We start from the raw sequence: 18,979 nt of genomic DNA, 5'->3' as shown, positions 1-18,979 counted from the left end.
ACCGGGTGAGTCAACCGGAACGCCTCAAATAAAATTTAAAAATCACTCCTAATATTTCTTTAATCTATTAACTTTATATTTGCGTTTCAACGTGTAATGTAAAGGATGCCGACTAAAGGGAACCAATTTAAAACGAATACTTTAAGGGACGATACTAAACCCGACCGCTCTTCGCCGAAAAGCGAAAAGGAAAAAGCATCCAGGCAAAAGCAGGAAAAAATGCCCTCTTTTAACCTGCGTGATGGACGCGCGGCTAAAATAGCCGGTCTGTTTTTCCTGGTCATGTCCGTCTTTTTTCTCATTGCTTTTACCTCCTACTTGTTTACCTGGCAGGAAGACCAGAGCTATGTATCACGCGCCAATGGCGGCTGGCACAACCTGTTTAAAACCCAGCAGGAACTGTTAGACAACGGCATTAAAAACCCCATGGTTGATAACTGGCTCGGTAAATTTGGTGCGCTGTTATCTAACCAGTTTATTTTTGAATGGTTCGGAGTAGCTTCATTTGTTTTCGTGTTTGTGTTTTTCATTATAGGGTACCGACTGCTTTTTAAAGTGCGTTTATATTCCGCGAGCAAAACATTGGCCTATTCACTATTCTTGTTGGTGTTTATCTCGGTGATGCTGGGCTTCTTCCATGGCTTTATCAGCGATACGCCGCATTTTTTGGAGGGAAATTTCGGTTTCTGGACCAACCGCCTGATGGATGCCGAAGTGGGTGAAGCAGGCACTGCGGCGATACTGGTATTTGCCGCGCTTGCCGTATTGATCATCGCTTATAATATCGACTTTAAAATACCGCGTCGCAGTAAAAAGCTTAATAAGGACGTTGTGCCCAATGTAGTACCCGAACCTGTTGATATAGAGGACGAATATCCATCAAAACCCGTTGAGTGGCCCAAGAATGGCAACAAGATGAAGGACAAGGAACCCAAGAGCGACTTACTGATACAAAACGCTGTTTTCCATGAGCCAATGGTACTTACGCCCGATCCTTCTGCACACCACGAGCCTGAATTTGAAGACGAGATACCACTTACTATTGATACTGCAAGACCAAACAAAGAGCTAAGTATTGAACAGGCAGATGACGAGAAACAAAAAGGCCTATTAGAGCAGTTTGGCATTTATGACCATAAGCTCGATCTGGCAAATTATAAATATCCGCCGCTTGATCTGTTAGAGAACCATGGCACCAATAAGATAACTGTTAACTCCGAAGAACTGGAGGCCAATAAAAATAAGATCGTTGAAACACTGAACCATTATAATATCGAGATCGATAAAATAAAGGCGACCATCGGGCCAACGGTTACACTATACGAAATCATCCCTGCGCCGGGCGTGCGTATCTCCAAGATCAAGAATTTGGAGGATGATATTGCGTTAAGTCTGGCTGCTTTGGGTATCCGTATCATCGCCCCTATGCCGGGCAAGGGTACTATCGGTATAGAAGTACCAAATCAGCACCCTGAAATGGTTTCCATGCGTTCTATCCTGGCTACCGAAAAGTTCCAGAACACCACGATGGATCTGCCTATCGCTCTTGGTAAAACCATATCCAACGAGGTATTTATTGCCGACCTGGCCAAGATGCCGCACTTGCTGGTTGCGGGTGCTACCGGCCAGGGTAAGTCTGTTGGTATCAATGCCATATTGGTTTCGCTGCTGTATAAAAAACACCCTTCTGAGTTAAAGTTTGTGTTGGTCGACCCGAAAAAGGTGGAGTTAACACTTTTCCGTAAGATAGAAAGGCACTTCCTCGCCAAATTACCTGATGAGGCCGATGCCATTATTACCGATACCAAAAAGGTGGTAAATACGCTCAACTCGCTTTGTATTGAGATGGATCAGCGGTATGACCTGCTGAAAGATGCACAGGTACGTAACCTGAAGGAATACAACCAGAAGTTTATCAATCGTAAAATAAGCGACCCGGAGAAACACCGTTACCTGCCCTTTATTGTACTGGTAATTGACGAGTTTGCCGACCTGATGATGACCGCAGGCAAAGAGGTAGAAATGCCTATTGCCCGTATAGCCCAGCTGGCCCGTGCGGTGGGTATCCATTTGGTTATTGCTACGCAAAGACCCTCGGTAAATATCATTACGGGTACTATTAAGGCCAACTTCCCGTCAAGGCTGGCATTCCGCGTGTTGTCAAAAATAGACTCGCGTACAATATTGGATGCCGGTGGAGCTGATCAATTGATTGGTCGTGGTGATATGCTGCTATCAACAGGCAGCGATTTGATACGCTTGCAATGCGCCTTTGTGGATACGCCTGAAGTGGAAAAGATATCGGATTACATTGGTAATCAGAAAGGCTACCCTACTGCCCTGCTCCTGCCCGAATATGTAGGTGAGGGTGAAAGCAGCAGCACTAAGGAGTTTGACGCTGATAATCGCGACGCGATGTTTGAAGAAGCTGCCCGTTTGATCGTGATGCACCAGCAGGGATCAACCTCACTAATTCAGCGTAAATTAAAATTAGGCTACAACCGTGCAGGACGCATTATTGACCAACTGGAAGCCGCAGGTATAGTGGGCCCGTTTGAAGGCAGCAAGGCGCGTGATGTGCTATTTAGTGATGAGTACAGTCTTGAAAAGCATTTGGAGACTTTATCAAAACCAATTTAATATTAAACCTGTTGCTTATTCCGCTATCCAATCATCAGGATAAAAACCAACTATGAAAAAAATACTTCTTTATTGCCTGCTTACCGGCTTAACCATAAGCACAGTTTTTGCTCAAAAAGATGTTGACGCTAAAAAAATATTGAACCAGGTAAGTGCCAAATATCGTTCGTACAATGTGGTAAAGGCCGATTTCACCTTTACTTATGAGGATAAGCAGGCCAGCACCAAAGATTCACAAAGCGGCACACTCATATCAAAATCAAAAACCAATAAGTACAGGGTAAGCATCTACAGTCCCGATAATGCAACTACGGAGCAGGAGATCATCAGCGATGGTAAAACTCAGTGGACATACATCAAAAAGGATAAAGAGGTTGAAATAAGCGACGTTGATAACAGCAACGAAAGCCTTAACCCGGCACAGATATTCACTATTTATGAAAAGGGTTACAAATATGTTTACAATGGTGACGAAAAGATAGACGGCAAAACTTACCAGGTGATAGACCTTACCCCGGAAGACGAGAAAAAGCCTTTTTTTAAAATCCGCCTGTCTATAGATAAAGCTAAAAAGCAGATTTACAGCGCCGTGATATTCGATAAGAACGGCAGCAGATATACCTACATTGTACGCAGCTTTACACCAAACGTTAAAGTACCCGAAAGCACCTTCACCTTTGATAAAAAAGACCATCCGGGTGTGGAGTTGGTGGATCTGAGGTAGATTTGAGATGTTAGATATGAGATTTGAGACCAACTAACTTCTATGACAGAATTACAGATTCCTCCTGCCGCAATTGAAGACCAAAATTCTTTTGAAATTTTAAGGGTTTGGGCTGCTTTTGAGGCTCAACATGTATCTATACATTCCGGTCTAAATGGCAATGCAAATAACTTCGGATACCTACTTGCAGAACTTGCACTGCATGGCTCCAGGCTATATGCTCAAAAACTTAATATTCCCGAAATCGAAGCCTTAAAAAATATACTTGATGGCTTTAATGCCGAAATAATTAAAGAATCGGGAAATCCCACGGGAAATATTCAAGATTAAATTGCCAATCGCTATTTCTTCTTCTTAAAAGTGATCTGCTCATAACGCGGGCCTTGTGCAGTAGAGGCATTAGAGGTTAGTATCAATGATGCCGTATCAAGTTTTGTTATTACGTAAGGCAATGACTGTGAATGGATTGTACTAAATGCACCGTTCACGCTGATATAAGTATTTATCCAGCTTACTGAATTAGTGATTGATGCGACTGAATAAACAGCGGTATCAATAAGATTTGCGAGTCCTTCTTTGATATATAAATTGCCGTATTTGGTAAATATAAAATGATCAGTTGCAACACCGTGGTATATAGTGCCATTACCCTGAAAATTGATAGTATCCGTTAAAATATTCCAGTTCCCTACCAGTCTGATATCCGCGGTCAGTGTATTACTGGTATCAGCTTTTGTGCTGGTTGTAGGTTTAACGTTGCTTTTTGAGCATGAGGTTATAATAAGCGCAACTATTGCAACAAGCGGTAGTAAGTAAATATATTTCATAATTTGGGTTTAAAAGTTCATTTGTAGTGATTACGAACTTAATATACATTATGTAACGAACTTATTAAAAAATAATTACACCACTGGTTAAAAAGTGAGTTCCTTTATCACCGTAGGCTCGTTAAACTTGCTGTAGCGTATCCACCTGGGCGACACCTTTATGTGCACCAGTCCGGGCCAGGTATCGGCACGCTCTCGTCCGTCAGGATAAGCTCTGTAATACAACTCTTTCATATTATCGGCATCCTCATTATCCCCCAACACTACAGCATTTCCCTCATATTGCACTGTAATCTCATCGTCCCAGCCAACAACTACTGACACATTGGGATTATGTAAAATATTTTGATACTTACGTGATGCTGTAATCGTGTCAAATATGATCTCCAGATTAATTGAAACCGCAATACCTACCACGGCAGATTCAGGATTACCGTGACTGTTGATTGTGGATACAACAGCAAGTTTCTGCTGGGCAATGAATTGGTAGATGAGATCTTTCATGGTAAAAATTGCAATCTGTCGCTGCTCTTAATTAAAGATAAGTCTTTCATTTTAATACAAAATAAGCGCACTGTTGTTCGTCCTGGATTTTAATTATCGCTGAATCAGGATAATAATGAACAAAAAATTTAAATTAGGCAAACCAATAAATCTAAATGTATGATTAAAAAAAGTACCCTGCTGATCTTTATTGTCCTATTTTGTATCAGTTGCAAAAAAAAGGAGACCACCAAACCGATTGATACTAACAACAGTATCCTTGATGTAGCGAATGACCAGCACATATCTGTGCTTACCCAACATAACAGCAATACACGATCTGGTTTAAATGACCAGGAAAAAAAATTGACTACCAGCAATGTTAATTCAACACAATTTGGCAAGCTATTTACCTTAAGTGTAGATGACCAGGTTTATGCACAACCTCTTGTTGTGGGTAACCTTAATATTGGCTCAGGCCCACACAACGTTGCTTACATAGCTACAGTTAATAACTCACTTTATGCCTATGATGGCGATAGCGGTAAATTATACTGGAAGAAAAACTATACGTTTTCCGGCATGCGTGCCCCGAAAAATACGGATATGACGGGTGCCTGCGGCGGACAATATGGAGATTTCAGCGGCGATATTGGCATAGTAGGCACGCCTGTCATCGATTCGGTAGCGCAAACTATTTTTTTTGTAGCCAGGAGTACCAATGGATCATCATTCGTTCAGTACCTGCACGCGGTTAACCTTGTTGATGGCAGCGAACGATCTGGAAGCCCAATAAAGATCACCGCTTCTGTTCCCGGTACAGGCGATGGCAATGTAAATAATGTGGTAAGCTTTGACCCTCAGAAAAACAACCAGCGCGCAGCCCTGACTCTATTGAATGGAATAGTATATGTAACCTTTTCATCTCATTGTGATTGGGGGCCATATCATGGTTGGATATTAGGTTATAACTCAAGTTCTTTACAGCAACAAATTGTATACAACGATACGCCAAACGGATCAGATGGAGGCATATGGGAAAGCGGTACAGGTATGTCCGCTGATGCACAAGGGAGCTTATATGTAGTTACCGGCAATGGCACTGTGGGTGCAGGCGGTGACCCTACTGTAGCTACTAATCGCGGCGAAAGCGCGATGAAGCTTACTCCTTCCGGATCAACATTAACAATAAACTCCTATTTTACGCCTTACAATTTCCAGCATCTTGAAGATCAGGATCTTGATTATGGTTGTATGGGTTCTTTTCTAATCCCTAACTCAAACTATTATTTCACCAGTGCCAAGGACGGCAATATTTACTTGCTGAATAAAAATAATATGGGTGGATATACCGCAGGATCAAACCAGATACAGCAAATTATTACGCTAAGCTCAAGTTCAAACATGCATTGCCAGCCTGCTTATGGCAAAGGTGCTGTTAACGAATTTGTTTATATCTGGCCGGAAAACGACCAGCTACGTGCGTTCCCGTTTGATCGCGGTAGCAATACATTTAAAATTGCCAATGAGATAATAGGCTCTAATGGCCCTTCAGGACAAAACGGTGCTATGATATCGGTATCATCAAATGGCTCAACCGCCGGGTCGGGTATTGTATGGACGGCCTACGCAGCAACCGGTGATGCGGAACATAGTGTTAGTCCGGGAATTCTAAGGGCATTTGATGCCAGCGATATCACCAAAGAGCTTTGGAACAACAACCAAAAAGCTACAGATAATGCCGGAACCTACGCCAAGTTTTCATCGCCTACTATAGCTAACGGGCATGTTTACCTCGCTACGTTTTCAGGTCAGGTGGTTGTATACGGATTGAAATAAAGATATAACTTCAATATAGCGATGGGTTCAAACCCATCGCTATAAATTTATTCCGCATTACCCACTTTTACCCTTCTCTCCATCACTTCTCTCCAGGTGGTCAAAACATAACCGTTCTTCTTTAAAAACTCACGCAGGCGTGGGTCAAGCATAGCCAGCATATCCCCCTTACGTTTCTGGCCTTCATTGCAGATGTATTTGAATGTTGGCGATGGGTTAGTACAGTGCATAATTACCATTGTCAATCCGGGGCTAAGCCTGCCTATACTTTCGATGTAATGGTCGGTATACCATTTTTGTATCTCTGCATCTGTTTTATTTTCAATATCAGGCATTACCCAATCGTAGCTGGAGTTATGCAGATCATCCAATACCGGAAGACCATTTTTCCATAACATCGCTCCTACTTCTTTGGCTTTTCCTAACTCTGCTGGATCGGCTATGGTCATACCTTCAGTATATTTTCCCTGTTTCTTTAATGCATCAATACTGGCCGCTTTAGCTTCAGCACGATAAAACAGATCTTCGCCGCCAGGGAACATCACAGGCACCTGTTTTTCGATACCCAGTTTGATGTATTTTTCCATGAAAGCTGGTTTTGCAAACAGCGTACCCATGTGTGAGTCAAGGTGTGTAGGTTTAAAACCCATGCCGATAGCACGGTCATACTGTGCACGAATTTCCTTGTCTACTTCATCAGGTGTTGCGCTAAAATAAACAGCGCCAACTGAGGCATACATACTACCTTGTTTATCCACCAATCCGGGAATATTTTCTTTACCTGCAAGCGGCCCCCAGCGGTAATTGCTCCATTCGGAGGTTAATGTTAAATGTAAGCCTGCGTCCAGGCCCGGATGTTCTTTAATATATTTTACGATCTCAGGCACCCACGGACAAGGCATCATTACACTGGTGGAAGTGGCTACACCTTCGCCCGTTGCTTTTTCAACCCCCTCGTCCGAGTCGTGCGACATGCCCGCATCGTCCACATGCAGTATCAGCACTTTGGTACCTTTGGGCCAGCCTAGCTTTTCGGCGTAGGTTTTTGTCTGCTGCGAGAATGTATAGCAGGAAATTAAAATAAGAAATGTAGCGAGAATAATTTTTTTCATATTCAGGTCAATAATGGGATCAATAAATATAGGGTTTTGGTAATAATTTCTGTTAATTCATTAATTCCTATAATTCCGGTTCAGACTAAAGTATTAGCTTTGCCACATCAACATGAGCAAACTGCAATTTAAAGATAAATGGATACTGATTACCGGTGCATCATCCGGACTTGGTGAGGAGATGGCAAGGCAACTGGCCCATCAGCACAAAGCAAACCTGGTATTGCTTGCCCGCCGCAAAGAAAAGTTGGACCAATTAAAAACGGAACTTGAAAAAGAAGCCGACGTCAGTGTAAAAGTTGTAGTTGCTGATCTATCGGATCTTAATGAAGTTGATAAAGCGTTGGATGAGATACTTTCGGACGGGCAATTATACGGAGCAATATTAAATGCAGGCGTTACCTATTTTGGACGACATGTCGATTTGACCTGGGAGCAATTTCAAATTATGCTGCAAACCAATGTAGTAAGTGTTGTGCGAATGACCAACAGGCTCGTTAACCATTTTGAAACTTCAGGTAACGAAGGTGGCGTACTGATCGTCTCCAGCATGGCGGCGCTTTTTCCGGTGCCTTACCAATCGGCTTATTCGGGCACCAAAGCATTTATCCTGAGTTTTGCTACCGCATTGACCCATGAGATCAAAAATCCACGCTTTTCATTGTCAATCTACGCACCAGGAGGAATTGTTACTGAAATGACTGCCGGTGATAATTTCCATGATTTGCAAGGCTGGTTGATGCCCGTAAAACAAGCAGCAAATGAGGGTATTTATGCCTTCCAAACACGCAAGGGCATTTATGTGCCAGGCGTACTGAACCGGGTTGGCGGCTTTTTTATGAACCTGATGCCCAAAAGCTTCATTACAGGCAAAATGAGCAAGGTTTATGAGAAGGCACTAATAAAAGCCGGGGCAAAGGATAAATAAAACAGATAAAATATTTTTAAAATCTGTCGTCTCAAATCTCGCGTCTCGTCTATTCTTACTATTTTTGAGACTGATGCTTACCCTTACTACCCATACCCTTGAAAAACTGGAGATCCTGCTAAGAACAGCTGGTTACCGGGTGCGCTATGAGAAAGGAAATTTCAAAACCGGTGCCTGCCTGCTGCTAAGCAACCGCATTATTGTCGTGAATAAATTTTCAAATCTTGAAAGCAAAATACAGGCAATAGTTGAACTGGTACGTGAATTGGAACTGGATTATAATTTACTGGACGATAAACAGATCGCTTTTTTACAACAAATAAAACAAACCAAGTTGCAGTTGTGAAGATCACTTTTTTAGGAACCGGAACTTCACAGGGTGTACCTGTTATTGCCTGCGACTGCGAGGTTTGCACTTCGCCTGATCCGCATGATAAAAGGCTGCGTTCTTCCATCATGATCGAAGAAGAAGGAAAGGTGATCGTGATTGATTCGGGGCCCGACTTTCGCTATCAGATGTTGCGGGCGAAAGTTAAACACCTGGATGCAATAGTTTTTACGCACGAACATAAGGACCATATTGCCGGCATGGATGATATCCGCGCCTTTAATTATCGCCAGGAAGCAGCTATTGATGTTTATGCCACGGAAAGGGTACAGGAAGCGTTAAAAAGGGAATTCGCCTACATTTTTGCTGAGTTTAAATATCCCGGCATCCCCGAGATTAACCTGCACACGATTACATTGAAGCCATTTTTGGTAAGCGGTATCAAATTCATCCCTATTGAAGTGATGCACTATAAGCTGCCCGTTTTAGGTTTCCGTATTGGCGATTTTACCTATATTACTGATGCCAAAACCATATCGGAGGTTGAGAAACAGAAAATCAAGGGCACGAAAATACTAGTTATTAATGCGCTGCAGATAGAAAAGCATATTTCGCACTTTACCTTTGTTGAGGCCATAGCTTTTGCCAAAGAGATAGGCGCCGAAAAAACTTACTTTACGCATATCAGTCACCGCCTTGGACGGCATGCTACCATACTGGGACTACTGCCAAAAAATATCACCCTGGCTTATGATGGCCTTGTTTTAGAAGTTAATTGATCCATTAAAGCTTTACCAGGCTTATCCGTTCCAATGTTGCCTTGTATTTCTTTTTAGGATGAAAGACGATCATCCCCCTTATGGTAACTGATTTATTGTTGATCTGGGTAAAACTGCCATCATTGTATTCAAACAAGCCCGTATGCGTTCCTGATAAGTAAAGCGGGCATTCCTGGCTAAAATCGACCCATAAAGCATTTTTATTAGAATGATCCACAAACAGACTATCATTAAATAAGGCCGACAGGTCTTTATCCTCAATATACTTGCCGGACACTTCTACATATTGCTGATCGTAATCATCCAGGCTATCCATCAGGTGCTTAAAGGTGATGCGTGTAAATGTTTTATCATCATTGCAATTGCTTTTATATATCTTTTTTTCATGCGAACACGATTGCAACAGCACAAGTATGAGCAGAACCGGTAAAACCGGAAGTTCACTTAGATATCGGGGAGATTGTTTTTGGTGGGGTAATGCCATAACAATAAAAGATTTCAGATAACAAATAGCATTTCGTTCCCTATGCACTAGCCTGCCCGTAATACGAAACGCACCCTCTCTGACAATGTACTAAATAAAAGGTTTAGTTGAAGCACAATGTTGTTACAAATGCACAAATTTTATCAATAAGTTTTCAAAAGATTTAATATTGCAATATCAATCGCTCATATCTTTACTATGAAAAAATTATTCATTATAATGTTTTTATTCTCTGCGTTTATTGCACATGCGCAACAAACTGCAACACCCCAAACAGCTAACGATAAAGTGACACAGGAAGCAAAACAAAGACAGGCTGCTGAAGAACGTTTCCATAACGATTGGCCCAACCTTAAAAAATATGAAGACGAGAACAGCAGGTTAACACCTAATCCTAACCGCGTGGTTTTTATGGGTAATTCTATTACTGAAAATTGGGAATATGCGGATTCTGCATTTTTTGGCGGTAACAATGTATGTCGTGGCATCAGTGGGCAAACCTCACCGCAAATGCTGGTTCGTTTTCGCGAGGATGTGATCAACCTGAATCCTGCAGTAGTCGTAATATCAGCAGGCCTTAATGATATTGCTGAAAATACAGGTCCGTCAAAGCTCGAAAATATTTTTGGTAATATCGTTTCAATGACACAGCTGGCACAGGTATCTAATATCAAAGTGGTGCTGTCTTCCGTATTACCCGCCAATAGAATACCGTGGAGAACATCTATCAATCCAACTGAAAAAATAATACAGCTTAATAAAATGATTAAGGATTACGCGGATAAAAATAACATTGTATACCTGGATTATTATTCGGCGATGGTTGACAATCAAAAAGGCCTGCCGCTATCTTTGTCAGGCGACGGCGTACACCCAATTTTGGCAGGCTATAAAATAATGGAACCGCTGGCTGAGAAAGCTATTGCTGAGGCTTTGAAAAGGCCGAAATAAGTGCACTTATTTGAAATATCTTTTGGTATGAAGTACCCGGTAGACAATAATTTTATTTCCAGTTTCCTTATAATGAATTCCGTAAGGGAACCGATGTAATGGGGCTATCCTTATACCTCTGTACCTGGCTTGAAAAAGCTTAGGCTCATCTTCAATAAAATCCATTGTGTCAAAAAACTCAACAAAGAAATTATCGGTAATAGAGGGAAGTATCTTATTGTAATAATCCTGGATATCTTCTAAATCTCTTTCAGCTTCAACCCTGAAAACAAGATCATAGGTCATTTATTCAAAAACCTATTTTTAATTTGATCGAATGGAACATATTTAGCCTTACCGTTGTCTTCCTGTTCAAGCATGTTATCCATCATTTTTTTGTATTCATCAGTTAATTCCAAATTTAAATGATGTTGATGTAACAGATCTTCATACTCAGTAATGGAAATGATTACTGAGGTTTTTTCGCCTTTATCGTTCGTGATGAATTGAGTAGCCATTACTCAAATTTAGCAAATTTATATTTATTAGCGAAAAATGTGTCTCCGTTTACTTATTCAACGTTCTTAACACATCCCTGATATAAATCCCTGCCGGACTAAGTTGGTCTTGCGTCCAGCCGCCATTGGCAGGTGCTCCGGGTAACATAAGAGCGGTGGTCTCTTGTTTATCAGTAACGTTCCAGTTGGCCCAGCTCAGGTGATTAGCTTCTGCCCAGTTGAGCCATTTCTTTGTCTTTTCCCTGTCGAACTGACCATTACCATCTGATTCTCCTACGCCCCATTCGGTTACTATAAGCGGCAGATTCATTTTGATTGCCTTATCTGCCTTTGCCATTAATTTTTCCTGGTGATTAGGGTCAGATGCATAGAAATGAAAAGAATAGGCAATATTTTTAAACCCGGTAATAGGGTCAGCAGCTGCAATATCTACATCCTGATCCCAATGCGGGCTGCCTACTACGATCAGGTTATCTTTGTCATACTTTCTTATTTCGGGTATCACTTGCGAGGCATAGTTTTTTACGGTATCCCAGGTTGTTTTGGCTGGTTCGTTCCATATCTCGTATATCACATTGGGCACACCTGTATATTTCTTAGCCATCTCAGCAAAAAAAGCTTTGGCTTGCTCGGTGTGTTTATCGCTGTTGTGGTCGTGCCAGTCTATTAATACATAAATACCCTGCTTAATGGCTTCGTCGACCTCTGTTATTACGAGTTGCTTTTGCAATGCCGGTTCGTCAAGATAACCGTGCTTAGGTTGTACGCCCATTGCTACGCGCAGTATGCTTATTTTAAAATCATTGGTTAACCAATCCACTACTTCAGGATTGTAATATTTGCGTCCACCCCATAAACTCCATGATAAACTGATTCCGCGCAGTTGAGGTTCGACACCATGCTGGTTCAAAATTTGACCACCCTTAACATGTAAGGCACCGTTTTTTGCAACGGGTGTCTGGGCTGATAATAATCCCCGGAAAATGAGGGATAACAGCACTATTATAAAAGCTTTCTTTGTCATGAAAGAGCAAATTAGATTAATTAAATTAATTGGGGCTCATTATGTAAAAAATCAATCATACAATGTTAAAAATTAGAAATAATGATGTTCATTCCTGGGCGTAATTATTTGAAGATATTAAGCAATACACCCGGCTTAAATTGTAATTTTTAAGTGGTGGTATAAAACAATTAGTCTATAATGCGTTGTTAAAGCATTAAATATTTTGACAATGCAAAAAAATCCAGGCAGAACTTATTTACTTGCCCGCTTACCCATCGGCATGAGCATGTTTGGTCACGGGTTAGACCGCATACCTAAGTTACAGGCATTCAGCAGCCACATGGTGGGTCAGTTCAGCAAATCCATGATACCGGCATCGCTGGTATCGCTTTTCAGTAGTGCGCTCCCCTTTCTTGAATTCCTCACAGGCATACTGCTATTATTGGGCTTATTTACCCGCTTTGCCTGTGTACTGGGTATTCTGATTATGCTGGCACTCATATTTGGATCGAGTTTGATAGAACAATGGGAGAATGTATTCACCCAGGTAATTTACGGCGCTTACTTTGCATTGCTATACAGTTTTGCGGTCTATAACCGATATTCTATAGACGGAAGATTTACAAAGGAGCCACAACATTGATTTTTTTTAAGAAAGGCATTTAAAATGTCAGCCAAAAAGGTTAAATTTATATTACCAGCCAATTATTGAACTATGAACGACGTAAAAGAACAATTCAGCAATGTTTCAAAAAAGTACGATTCGCAGAGGAAATACCTTATACCGTGCTTTAACGACTTTTATTCGGCATGTTTGCCTTTGGTAAAAAGCCTTACCCATGCAAAAAAGGTATTGGATATTGGGGCAGGGACAGGTCTGTTTTCTCAATTTATTTATAACCTTAACCCGAATTTACATTTTACGCTGACCGACCTTTCCGGTGATATGCTGAACGTTGCACGCGGACGTTTCGGTAATGCAGAAAATTTTGAATACGTAGAATTGGATTTTTCAAAAGATGCTCTGCCAGGTAAATATGATATCATTATTTCAGGACTGGCTATTCACCATTTAGAGGACGCTGATAAGGCTAAGCTTTATAAAAACATTTACCTTGCCCTTAACGATGGCGGCTTGTTTATTAATGCCGACCAGGTTGCAGGGAAAAACATATTGTTTGACAGCCTTTACAAATACCACTGGCGTGAAACCGTATCACATTCCGGCCTCGACCGCGAGGCATTGATACAAGCATTCGAGCGCACCAAGCTGGACAGGCTCGCTCCGCTTGAAACACAATTAAAAATGCTGGAGAAAGCCGGTTTTAGCGAAGCCGATTGCATTTATAAAAACATGAACTTCGCTGTATTTGGTGGTTTTAAGGATGAAAATGTGGAAACGGCAGTGATATGACACGACACGATTTCGAGATTTTATGGATTAAAATGGATTCTTTAAGAGTTATCTAAAAAAATCAATAAAATCTCGGAATCGTGTCCTTAATTACCATAAACATCCCAGGCCGCCTTTGAAATTTGCGCAATCACCAGTTCGCGAGCGGCTTCGTCTGCTTTTGAATTACAAACAAAAACAGCGATGGCCAAATGCTTTCCATTTGGCAGAGTGATAATGCCAACATCATTGGTGGCAGGCGTTAAGCCTTCATCGTTAGTGCCTGATGTTCCTGTTTTATGTGCTACAACTGCATCTGAAGGTAATAAACCTTTGATCCTTTTCGGACCGGTAGATGTGTCCGTCATGATCTTCATCAAAAAATCATTGCTGGTTTTTGAGAGTGCCTTGCCCTGGTAAAATACGTCCAACAGGCGTACCACTTCAGTAGGCTTGCACCAGTTGGTATATTGTACCTCCCAGGCTTTTGCCATATCAGCCTCTGATGCTACAATATTTATCCCTTTTATCCCAAGGCCATATAAGTAATTTTGAACTACCTCAGGGCCACCAATCTTCTTCAGTAAAAAATCGCAGGCATTGTTATCGCTTAAGGATACCATATAACTTAGCAATTCACCCAATGTGATCTCTGTGCCGTTAGGATATTTGTCGCGCAGGGGGCTGTAGGTATTTGGATGCATATCATCCTTACCCACTTTCATCATTTTATCCAACTTGTATTTGCCTTTATCAACCAGGTTCAAAACAGTCATGGCAATTGGGAACTTCATTACACTGTGCATTACCAAACGGGAGCTACCGTTATAATTCAGCGTATCACGGCTCTCAAGGCCCAAAATGGATACACCGACTATTCCTTTAGACTGTGAAGTGATCCGCACGATCTGTGCGCGTAACGAATCCTGCTGAGCCAGAACAAATTGAGGAGCCAGGAAAAAACTTAATAGAATTAGGGGTAAGAAAATCTTTTTCATACCCCTAATAACGCAATTATTTGGTATGAATTTTAATCCAGCTGGAAATTATATTCATCGTTAGCCGACATGGTTTCGCTTGTATTTTTTATGAGTTCTGATTAAGCGGGTAGTGTTTTTTGTAATAGATATAAGAATAAACAACAGGTATGAGCACCATCACGGCTACAGGAATTCTTTGTTAATAATGGCTTAGATCATATTTTACAAGAAACAAAAAAACTATTTATAAGTAAAAACACGCCAATTCTGTCGTATAACTGACACTTTTAAATGCATTAATTATCAGCTACATGAATAACTTTACTAAGCTATATTAAATTTTTATTCCTCAAAATCCGACCACCAAAGTTTGTCAAGTCCTATAAATTTGATATTTTCGAATATTAATTTGCAACCTAAAGTCTAAACCTTACACAGTGAGAAAGATCCTATCTATTGTTTTTGCAACCGCTATTTTATGTGCCGGTTGCTCTAAAGAACATCCCGTAAACACAGTTAAAAGCAATTTATTTAAAGTTTCAATTATCCCATCAGTTGATGCTATAGCTAATAGCACATGGCAACAAGTATTGGGTGGAGAAGCACTTATAAATTTCACATTCGCAAATACAGATACATTAAGTGCATTGCCGATAAAAGATAGTTTAAATTTAAAAAATGCTGTGTCCTACAATAAGCAGGTTTTAGCGGGAACTTATGACATTACTTTGAAGACCGAAAGTACCGCTGTAGCCGACACTTTTATAAGGTTTAATGCACAGGTAAGTAATTTATTAATAAATAAAGACCAGGCGATAAACTTTGCCGCTACTACAAACGATGGCGTTATCACCATTAGTAAAAGCATGATAGATACGCTTACCGTGCCAACCTTCACGCCGACCGGAACAAGCACGGCTCTTAATTTTGGTTTAGCAAACGGGTATTATTTTATATATGTTGCTGATGCTACAGCCGGCAGGATAACTTTTACTGAAAGCACCTCGGGTTATCAATATATGAAAGATCTTACAGTAAGCGCACTCAATCAGTATGACCTGTCCCCAATACTTAATACAACAAGTATAGCAGTACACTTACATCATTTCAACCTGAAAGCTAATATTCAATAATCTCAGCTGAACCTTATCACAATGAAAAGATATTTATACTTCATAATTCCTGCGATTGCATTTGTTCTTAACGGATGTAAAAAGGATGTCACTAATAATGTTACCGTTCCGATAGTACCTTCAGTTACAGTACAGTCGGTCAATTATCCTTCATTTGCTAATAGCCCCTGGAGCAATGTAGCAGGCGGTACGGTATTGTTTAAATTTGACCTGTTAAATGCAAGCAATGCTGTTGTTTCCAGTTATAAGGATAGCATAGATGTAAAAAATATAGGTAATTATGATAAAACATTAGACAAAGGCACCTATAACATATACCTATCATCAAAAGACCAGACCAGCGTTGCCGATACCTTTATACGTTTTAATGCAAAGGTGAGTGCGTACTCTGTCACCGATAAGCAGGCCTTATCCTTTACTGCAACCACTACCGATGGACTAATTACCATAGGACAAAGCTTTGTACAAAGTAATACGGTACCTACTTTTAAATCAGACTCTAACTCTACAGTCTATAAATTTGGATTGATCAACGGGTTTTATTACCTGTATGTTAAAGGTGGAACAAAAGGAGCCATCACATTTACCTCAAAGGGAGGTAATCAGGTCATTACTAAAAGTTTAAGCGTTGTCACTTTAAATCAATATAATTTAGAAGTACAAACAAATAGAGGATCACTACAGGTCGTATTTAGCCCTTTTGCTTATAACCAGGTGGATGTGAATTCAAGTACGCTGTTAACTGTGAATCTTAATCCAAATTATTATTCTATGTATAGCAGTACATATTTTGTGGTCACCGATGAAAATGGGAATGTGCTGAATTCTGTAAAGTATATACTTGGTACTTCAACTTTTAAAATTTCATCACTGCAACCCTTTGAAAAAACACGTTTTAACTTCTTTGAGATTGACATTCCACAGGACCCAAATACAACCCCTCAATTAACAGGATATTTACAGGTAAGAAAAGGAAGTACTTATACTGTTAACCCAAACTATTTACCTCAAACACAGTCTAAAGCAATAAATCTACATTTAAAGAATTCAACTGGTTTTGATCTGTTAAATGTCAGTACAGACCAGTTCTCGGGATTCATTAATAACCTTAGTGATAGCACTAATATAAAGTCTTCTTATTATGCTGATAATAAACTTTGGGTGCAAATATTAAAGAATAACCAATATTCTTATAACTTCTTCACAATGCCAGTTGGAGCAACTGATTATAATGTTGATCTTTCCCAACTAACAAAAACTCCGTTAACAAAAACTATTACAGCTCCAGGTAATAATTTTCAAGTTGAGGTTTGTGCAAAGCCAGATAGCAATTATTCTAACTTTTATAATTTCGGATTTACGCGTTCGCAATATAATCAGCTCAACATTTATTATCCATCAGAAACTTATGAGGAATATGATGTGTTAATGGATTATAGTGTCGGCAGTCTAAATTATAGAATTTTAACATCCGGAAAAACGATACCAGATCAGGCAGCTACTTTTGGGGCCTCCTTTACTGTGGCAGGGTCAACACTTGCAGATTTTGTGCCTTCCTGCACCGGAACATTTGATTACTACCATGCTAATTTCTTAAATCTTAATGCGGGTTCTCGTCTGCAAGTAGATTTATATTCCCCTTCAGCAGCAAATTATACTAACATAAAACTTCCTGATTTTTCAAAATACCTGGGAGTACAAAGTATTGATCTGAGTAAACTGGCATTGAAATCCTTTGAACTAGATCAGTATGATGGGTTTAGTGAGCTAAATTTTTACCCTGGCAATTCTGCATTCCTGAACTCTCCTCATTATAACAGCAAGTACGTAATGCAATCGTATTAAAAATCTTATGCCTGTTGAAATTTTATTTAAGTCTAAAGGCCACACTTAATTTAAGTGTGGCCTTTAGACTTAATTTCTAATCAAACATTCCTTTATCCTTTTCAATAAACTGAGGGCGATGAAGCTTTAATCCCAATGCCTTATTTAATTCATCCACCACGTAATCACACAATTCGGGCGAATAGCGTTCATCGTGCTGGTGCATAAAGAACCATACGGATTGCAGGCCTTGTTCCTTCCATTCTTTAATACGGGTTACCCAGTCGTCTACGCGTTTGTAGTCTGTTTTATCCAGGCTATTTCCCACAAAACGAATAAAGGCGTGCGGTGTGGGCAGTTCCATATGCACGCAATCGCGCCTGCCGGATGCATCGGTGATCACTGCGCCGATGTTCAACTCATGCAAGGCATTAAATAAATTATCACGGTTCTCTTTTACAGCGTACCAGTCTTTGTGCCTTACCTCCACAAATACCGGGACATCTTTTGGCAGATGCTCCAGGTAGGCTTTTAATTCGGGGAAACTTTTGGGTGTGAAGTTATCACCGACCTGTAAAAACAGCGGACCAAGCTGATCGCCAAATGCCATAATGCCGTTATAATATTGGGTGGTTAGTTCTTCAGCGTTTTTGAGGCGGCGGATGTGGCTGATGGTTTGTGAAAATTTAGGGCAAAATTTGAAGCCCGGGTTAGTCGCAGCCTTATCTCTCCACTTTCCTATGGTATCAGGACCGTAAACCTGGTAAAAGGTAGCGTTCAGTTCTATGCAGTCGAAATGCTTTACATACTCATCCAAAAAGTTGGCTTCTTTGGTTTTGAGTGGGTAGATCTTGCCCAACCATTCCTTTCTGCCCCATTTGGCGCAACCTACATGCACTTGCAGGTCGCCTTTGCCTTTTGCGTCTTTTAAAGTCTTTATGGTTAATTCCGGATCGGGCGGAAGGGTAAAATCTATTAATGCTAATTCGTGGGGATCTACGCGGCCAAATTCCATAGGTCTGTAATTTTGAAGCAAGTTAGCATCTACTAA

The 18,979-nt window shown here is 40.6% G+C and carries 21 protein-coding genes; 12 read left to right on the top strand and 9 right to left on the bottom strand.

Annotated features, from left to right (window positions below; translation table 11 throughout):
* The first annotated feature begins 105 nt into the window (after positions 1-105).
* Genes ACPPVU_RS10340 through ACPPVU_RS10330 form a run of 3 tightly spaced genes read left to right on the top strand, consistent with a single transcriptional unit; the run spans position 106 to position 3,694 of the window.
* The gene (locus ACPPVU_RS10340) at positions 106-2,640 is read left to right on the top strand and encodes a DNA translocase FtsK 4TM domain-containing protein (protein ID WP_426671625.1); all 2,535 of its coding nucleotides are present in this window, start codon (positions 106-108) and stop codon (positions 2,638-2,640) included.
* 52 nt (positions 2,641-2,692) lie between these two features.
* Complete coding sequence (locus ACPPVU_RS10335; RefSeq protein ID WP_426671624.1) at positions 2,693-3,364, top strand: LolA family protein; 672 nt, start codon at positions 2,693-2,695, stop codon at positions 3,362-3,364.
* A gap of 42 nt (positions 3,365-3,406) precedes the next feature.
* Positions 3,407-3,694 (top strand): DUF5076 domain-containing protein, encoded by a 288-nt coding sequence (locus ACPPVU_RS10330; protein WP_426671623.1) that lies wholly within the window; start codon positions 3,407-3,409, stop codon positions 3,692-3,694.
* 11 nt (positions 3,695-3,705) lie between these two features.
* Here the strand turns inward: ACPPVU_RS10330 and ACPPVU_RS10325 are convergent, their stop codons facing one another.
* Positions 3,706-4,191 carry a hypothetical protein gene (locus ACPPVU_RS10325; RefSeq protein ID WP_426671622.1) on the bottom strand — a complete coding sequence of 162 codons (486 nt, stop codon included), beginning with the start codon at positions 4,189-4,191 and terminating at the stop codon, positions 3,706-3,708.
* 87 nt (positions 4,192-4,278) lie between these two features.
* Positions 4,279-4,695 carry a pyridoxamine 5'-phosphate oxidase family protein gene (locus ACPPVU_RS10320; protein ID WP_426671621.1) on the bottom strand — a complete coding sequence of 139 codons (417 nt, stop codon included), beginning with the start codon at positions 4,693-4,695 and terminating at the stop codon, positions 4,279-4,281.
* 159 nt (positions 4,696-4,854) lie between these two features.
* On the opposite strand from ACPPVU_RS10320, the gene ACPPVU_RS10315 reads away from it, so the two are divergent.
* Positions 4,855-6,513: a hypothetical protein gene (locus tag ACPPVU_RS10315; RefSeq protein ID WP_426671620.1), complete on the top strand. Its 1,659-nt coding sequence runs from the start codon at positions 4,855-4,857 to the stop codon at positions 6,511-6,513.
* A 47-nt stretch (positions 6,514-6,560) separates the two neighbouring features.
* Here the strand turns inward: ACPPVU_RS10315 and ACPPVU_RS10310 are convergent, their stop codons facing one another.
* Positions 6,561-7,625 carry a polysaccharide deacetylase family protein gene (locus ACPPVU_RS10310; protein WP_426671619.1) on the bottom strand — a complete coding sequence of 355 codons (1,065 nt, stop codon included), beginning with the start codon at positions 7,623-7,625 and terminating at the stop codon, positions 6,561-6,563.
* Positions 7,626-7,737: 112 nt separating this feature from the next.
* Here ACPPVU_RS10310 and ACPPVU_RS10305 point away from each other — a divergent pair, with 112 nt between their 5' ends.
* From ACPPVU_RS10305 to ACPPVU_RS10295, 3 genes are all read left to right on the top strand, one after another.
* Positions 7,738-8,553, top strand: coding sequence for an SDR family NAD(P)-dependent oxidoreductase (locus ACPPVU_RS10305; protein ID WP_426671618.1), 816 nt, complete (start codon positions 7,738-7,740; stop codon positions 8,551-8,553).
* A 73-nt stretch (positions 8,554-8,626) separates the two neighbouring features.
* Positions 8,627-8,899 carry a hypothetical protein gene (locus ACPPVU_RS10300; protein ID WP_426671617.1) on the top strand — a complete coding sequence of 91 codons (273 nt, stop codon included), beginning with the start codon at positions 8,627-8,629 and terminating at the stop codon, positions 8,897-8,899.
* Positions 8,896-9,660: an MBL fold metallo-hydrolase gene (locus ACPPVU_RS10295; RefSeq protein ID WP_426671616.1), complete on the top strand. Its 765-nt coding sequence runs from the start codon at positions 8,896-8,898 to the stop codon at positions 9,658-9,660. The genes ACPPVU_RS10300 and ACPPVU_RS10295 overlap by 4 nt, the downstream gene beginning before the upstream one ends.
* A gap of 4 nt (positions 9,661-9,664) precedes the next feature.
* On the opposite strand, the gene ACPPVU_RS10290 is transcribed toward ACPPVU_RS10295, so the two are convergent.
* The gene (locus ACPPVU_RS10290) at positions 9,665-10,144 is read right to left on the bottom strand and encodes a hypothetical protein (RefSeq protein WP_426671615.1); all 480 of its coding nucleotides are present in this window, start codon (positions 10,142-10,144) and stop codon (positions 9,665-9,667) included.
* A gap of 198 nt (positions 10,145-10,342) precedes the next feature.
* Here ACPPVU_RS10290 and ACPPVU_RS10285 point away from each other — a divergent pair, with 198 nt between their 5' ends.
* Entirely contained in the window at positions 10,343-11,095 is a 753-nt protein-coding gene (locus ACPPVU_RS10285) for an SGNH/GDSL hydrolase family protein (protein WP_426671614.1), read from the top strand.
* Between the two features lie 6 nt (positions 11,096-11,101).
* Here the strand turns inward: ACPPVU_RS10285 and ACPPVU_RS10280 are convergent, their stop codons facing one another.
* Genes ACPPVU_RS10280 through ACPPVU_RS10270 form a run of 3 tightly spaced genes read right to left on the bottom strand, consistent with a single transcriptional unit; the run spans position 11,102 to position 12,616 of the window.
* Positions 11,102-11,380, bottom strand: a complete 279-nt coding sequence (locus tag ACPPVU_RS10280; protein WP_426671613.1) for a type II toxin-antitoxin system RelE/ParE family toxin — start codon at positions 11,378-11,380, stop codon at positions 11,102-11,104.
* Positions 11,377-11,592: a hypothetical protein gene (locus tag ACPPVU_RS10275; RefSeq protein WP_426671612.1), complete on the bottom strand. Its 216-nt coding sequence runs from the start codon at positions 11,590-11,592 to the stop codon at positions 11,377-11,379. Before ACPPVU_RS10275 ends, ACPPVU_RS10280 begins: the two co-directional genes overlap by 4 nt.
* Before the next feature lie 49 nt (positions 11,593-11,641).
* Positions 11,642-12,616, bottom strand: a complete 975-nt coding sequence (locus ACPPVU_RS10270) for a glycoside hydrolase family 5 protein (protein ID WP_426671611.1) — start codon at positions 12,614-12,616, stop codon at positions 11,642-11,644.
* 211 nt (positions 12,617-12,827) lie between these two features.
* On the opposite strand from ACPPVU_RS10270, the gene ACPPVU_RS10265 reads away from it, so the two are divergent.
* Together ACPPVU_RS10265 and ACPPVU_RS10260 are read left to right on the top strand one after the other, a co-directional pair.
* Positions 12,828-13,241, top strand: a complete 414-nt coding sequence (locus tag ACPPVU_RS10265) for a DoxX family membrane protein (RefSeq protein ID WP_426671610.1) — start codon at positions 12,828-12,830, stop codon at positions 13,239-13,241.
* Positions 13,242-13,313: 72 nt separating this feature from the next.
* The gene (locus ACPPVU_RS10260) at positions 13,314-14,012 is read left to right on the top strand and encodes a class I SAM-dependent methyltransferase (protein ID WP_426671609.1); all 699 of its coding nucleotides are present in this window, start codon (positions 13,314-13,316) and stop codon (positions 14,010-14,012) included.
* 86 nt (positions 14,013-14,098) lie between these two features.
* Here ACPPVU_RS10260 and bla read toward each other — a convergent pair whose 3' ends face one another.
* The gene (bla, locus tag ACPPVU_RS10255) at positions 14,099-14,989 is read right to left on the bottom strand and encodes a class A beta-lactamase, subclass A2 (RefSeq protein WP_426671608.1); all 891 of its coding nucleotides are present in this window, start codon (positions 14,987-14,989) and stop codon (positions 14,099-14,101) included.
* 419 nt (positions 14,990-15,408) lie between these two features.
* On the opposite strand from bla, the gene ACPPVU_RS10250 reads away from it, so the two are divergent.
* Both ACPPVU_RS10250 and ACPPVU_RS10245 read left to right on the top strand, forming a co-directional pair.
* Positions 15,409-16,104, top strand: coding sequence for a hypothetical protein (locus ACPPVU_RS10250; protein WP_426671607.1), 696 nt, complete (start codon positions 15,409-15,411; stop codon positions 16,102-16,104).
* 21 nt (positions 16,105-16,125) lie between these two features.
* On the top strand, positions 16,126-17,949 hold the full coding sequence (locus ACPPVU_RS10245) for a hypothetical protein (RefSeq protein ID WP_426671606.1): 1,824 nt from the start codon (positions 16,126-16,128) through the stop codon (positions 17,947-17,949).
* Positions 17,950-18,025: 76 nt separating this feature from the next.
* Here ACPPVU_RS10245 and ACPPVU_RS10240 read toward each other — a convergent pair whose 3' ends face one another.
* The gene (locus tag ACPPVU_RS10240; RefSeq protein WP_426671605.1) at positions 18,026-18,943 is read right to left on the bottom strand and encodes a DUF72 domain-containing protein; all 918 of its coding nucleotides are present in this window, start codon (positions 18,941-18,943) and stop codon (positions 18,026-18,028) included.
* Positions 18,944-18,979: the final 36 nt, after the last annotated feature.

Origin of the sequence: Mucilaginibacter sp. McL0603 (assembly GCF_049992945.1) — a bacterium.
GTDB lineage: Bacteria > Bacteroidota > Bacteroidia > Sphingobacteriales > Sphingobacteriaceae > Mucilaginibacter.
Note: the sequence above shows the minus strand (reverse complement) of the source record. Positions and strands in the feature narration are given on the sequence as shown.

Bases quoted from the DNA above. Each gene is read 5' to 3' on its own strand.
- ACPPVU_RS10340 (WP_426671625.1), top strand. From the start codon at position 106: ATGCCGACTAAAGGGAACCAATTTAAAACGAATACTTTAAGGGACGAT.
- ACPPVU_RS10335 (WP_426671624.1), top strand. From the start codon at position 2,693: ATGAAAAAAATACTTCTTTATTGCCTGCTTACCGGCTTAACCATAAGC.
- ACPPVU_RS10330 (WP_426671623.1), top strand. From the start codon at position 3,407: ATGACAGAATTACAGATTCCTCCTGCCGCAATTGAAGACCAAAATTCT.
- ACPPVU_RS10325 (WP_426671622.1), bottom strand. From the start codon at position 4,191: ATGAAATATATTTACTTACTACCGCTTGTTGCAATAGTTGCGCTTATT.
- ACPPVU_RS10320 (WP_426671621.1), bottom strand. From the start codon at position 4,695: ATGAAAGATCTCATCTACCAATTCATTGCCCAGCAGAAACTTGCTGTT.
- ACPPVU_RS10315 (WP_426671620.1), top strand. From the start codon at position 4,855: ATGATTAAAAAAAGTACCCTGCTGATCTTTATTGTCCTATTTTGTATC.
- ACPPVU_RS10310 (WP_426671619.1), bottom strand. From the start codon at position 7,625: ATGAAAAAAATTATTCTCGCTACATTTCTTATTTTAATTTCCTGCTAT.
- ACPPVU_RS10305 (WP_426671618.1), top strand. From the start codon at position 7,738: ATGAGCAAACTGCAATTTAAAGATAAATGGATACTGATTACCGGTGCA.
- ACPPVU_RS10300 (WP_426671617.1), top strand. From the start codon at position 8,627: ATGCTTACCCTTACTACCCATACCCTTGAAAAACTGGAGATCCTGCTA.
- ACPPVU_RS10290 (WP_426671615.1), bottom strand. From the start codon at position 10,144: ATGGCATTACCCCACCAAAAACAATCTCCCCGATATCTAAGTGAACTT.
- ACPPVU_RS10285 (WP_426671614.1), top strand. From the start codon at position 10,343: ATGAAAAAATTATTCATTATAATGTTTTTATTCTCTGCGTTTATTGCA.
- ACPPVU_RS10280 (WP_426671613.1), bottom strand. From the start codon at position 11,380: ATGACCTATGATCTTGTTTTCAGGGTTGAAGCTGAAAGAGATTTAGAA.
- ACPPVU_RS10275 (WP_426671612.1), bottom strand. From the start codon at position 11,592: ATGGCTACTCAATTCATCACGAACGATAAAGGCGAAAAAACCTCAGTA.
- ACPPVU_RS10270 (WP_426671611.1), bottom strand. From the start codon at position 12,616: ATGACAAAGAAAGCTTTTATAATAGTGCTGTTATCCCTCATTTTCCGG.
- ACPPVU_RS10265 (WP_426671610.1), top strand. From the start codon at position 12,828: ATGCAAAAAAATCCAGGCAGAACTTATTTACTTGCCCGCTTACCCATC.
- ACPPVU_RS10260 (WP_426671609.1), top strand. From the start codon at position 13,314: ATGAACGACGTAAAAGAACAATTCAGCAATGTTTCAAAAAAGTACGAT.
- bla (WP_426671608.1), bottom strand. From the start codon at position 14,989: ATGAAAAAGATTTTCTTACCCCTAATTCTATTAAGTTTTTTCCTGGCT.
- ACPPVU_RS10245 (WP_426671606.1), top strand. From the start codon at position 16,126: ATGAAAAGATATTTATACTTCATAATTCCTGCGATTGCATTTGTTCTT.
- ACPPVU_RS10240 (WP_426671605.1), bottom strand. From the start codon at position 18,943: ATGGAATTTGGCCGCGTAGATCCCCACGAATTAGCATTAATAGATTTT.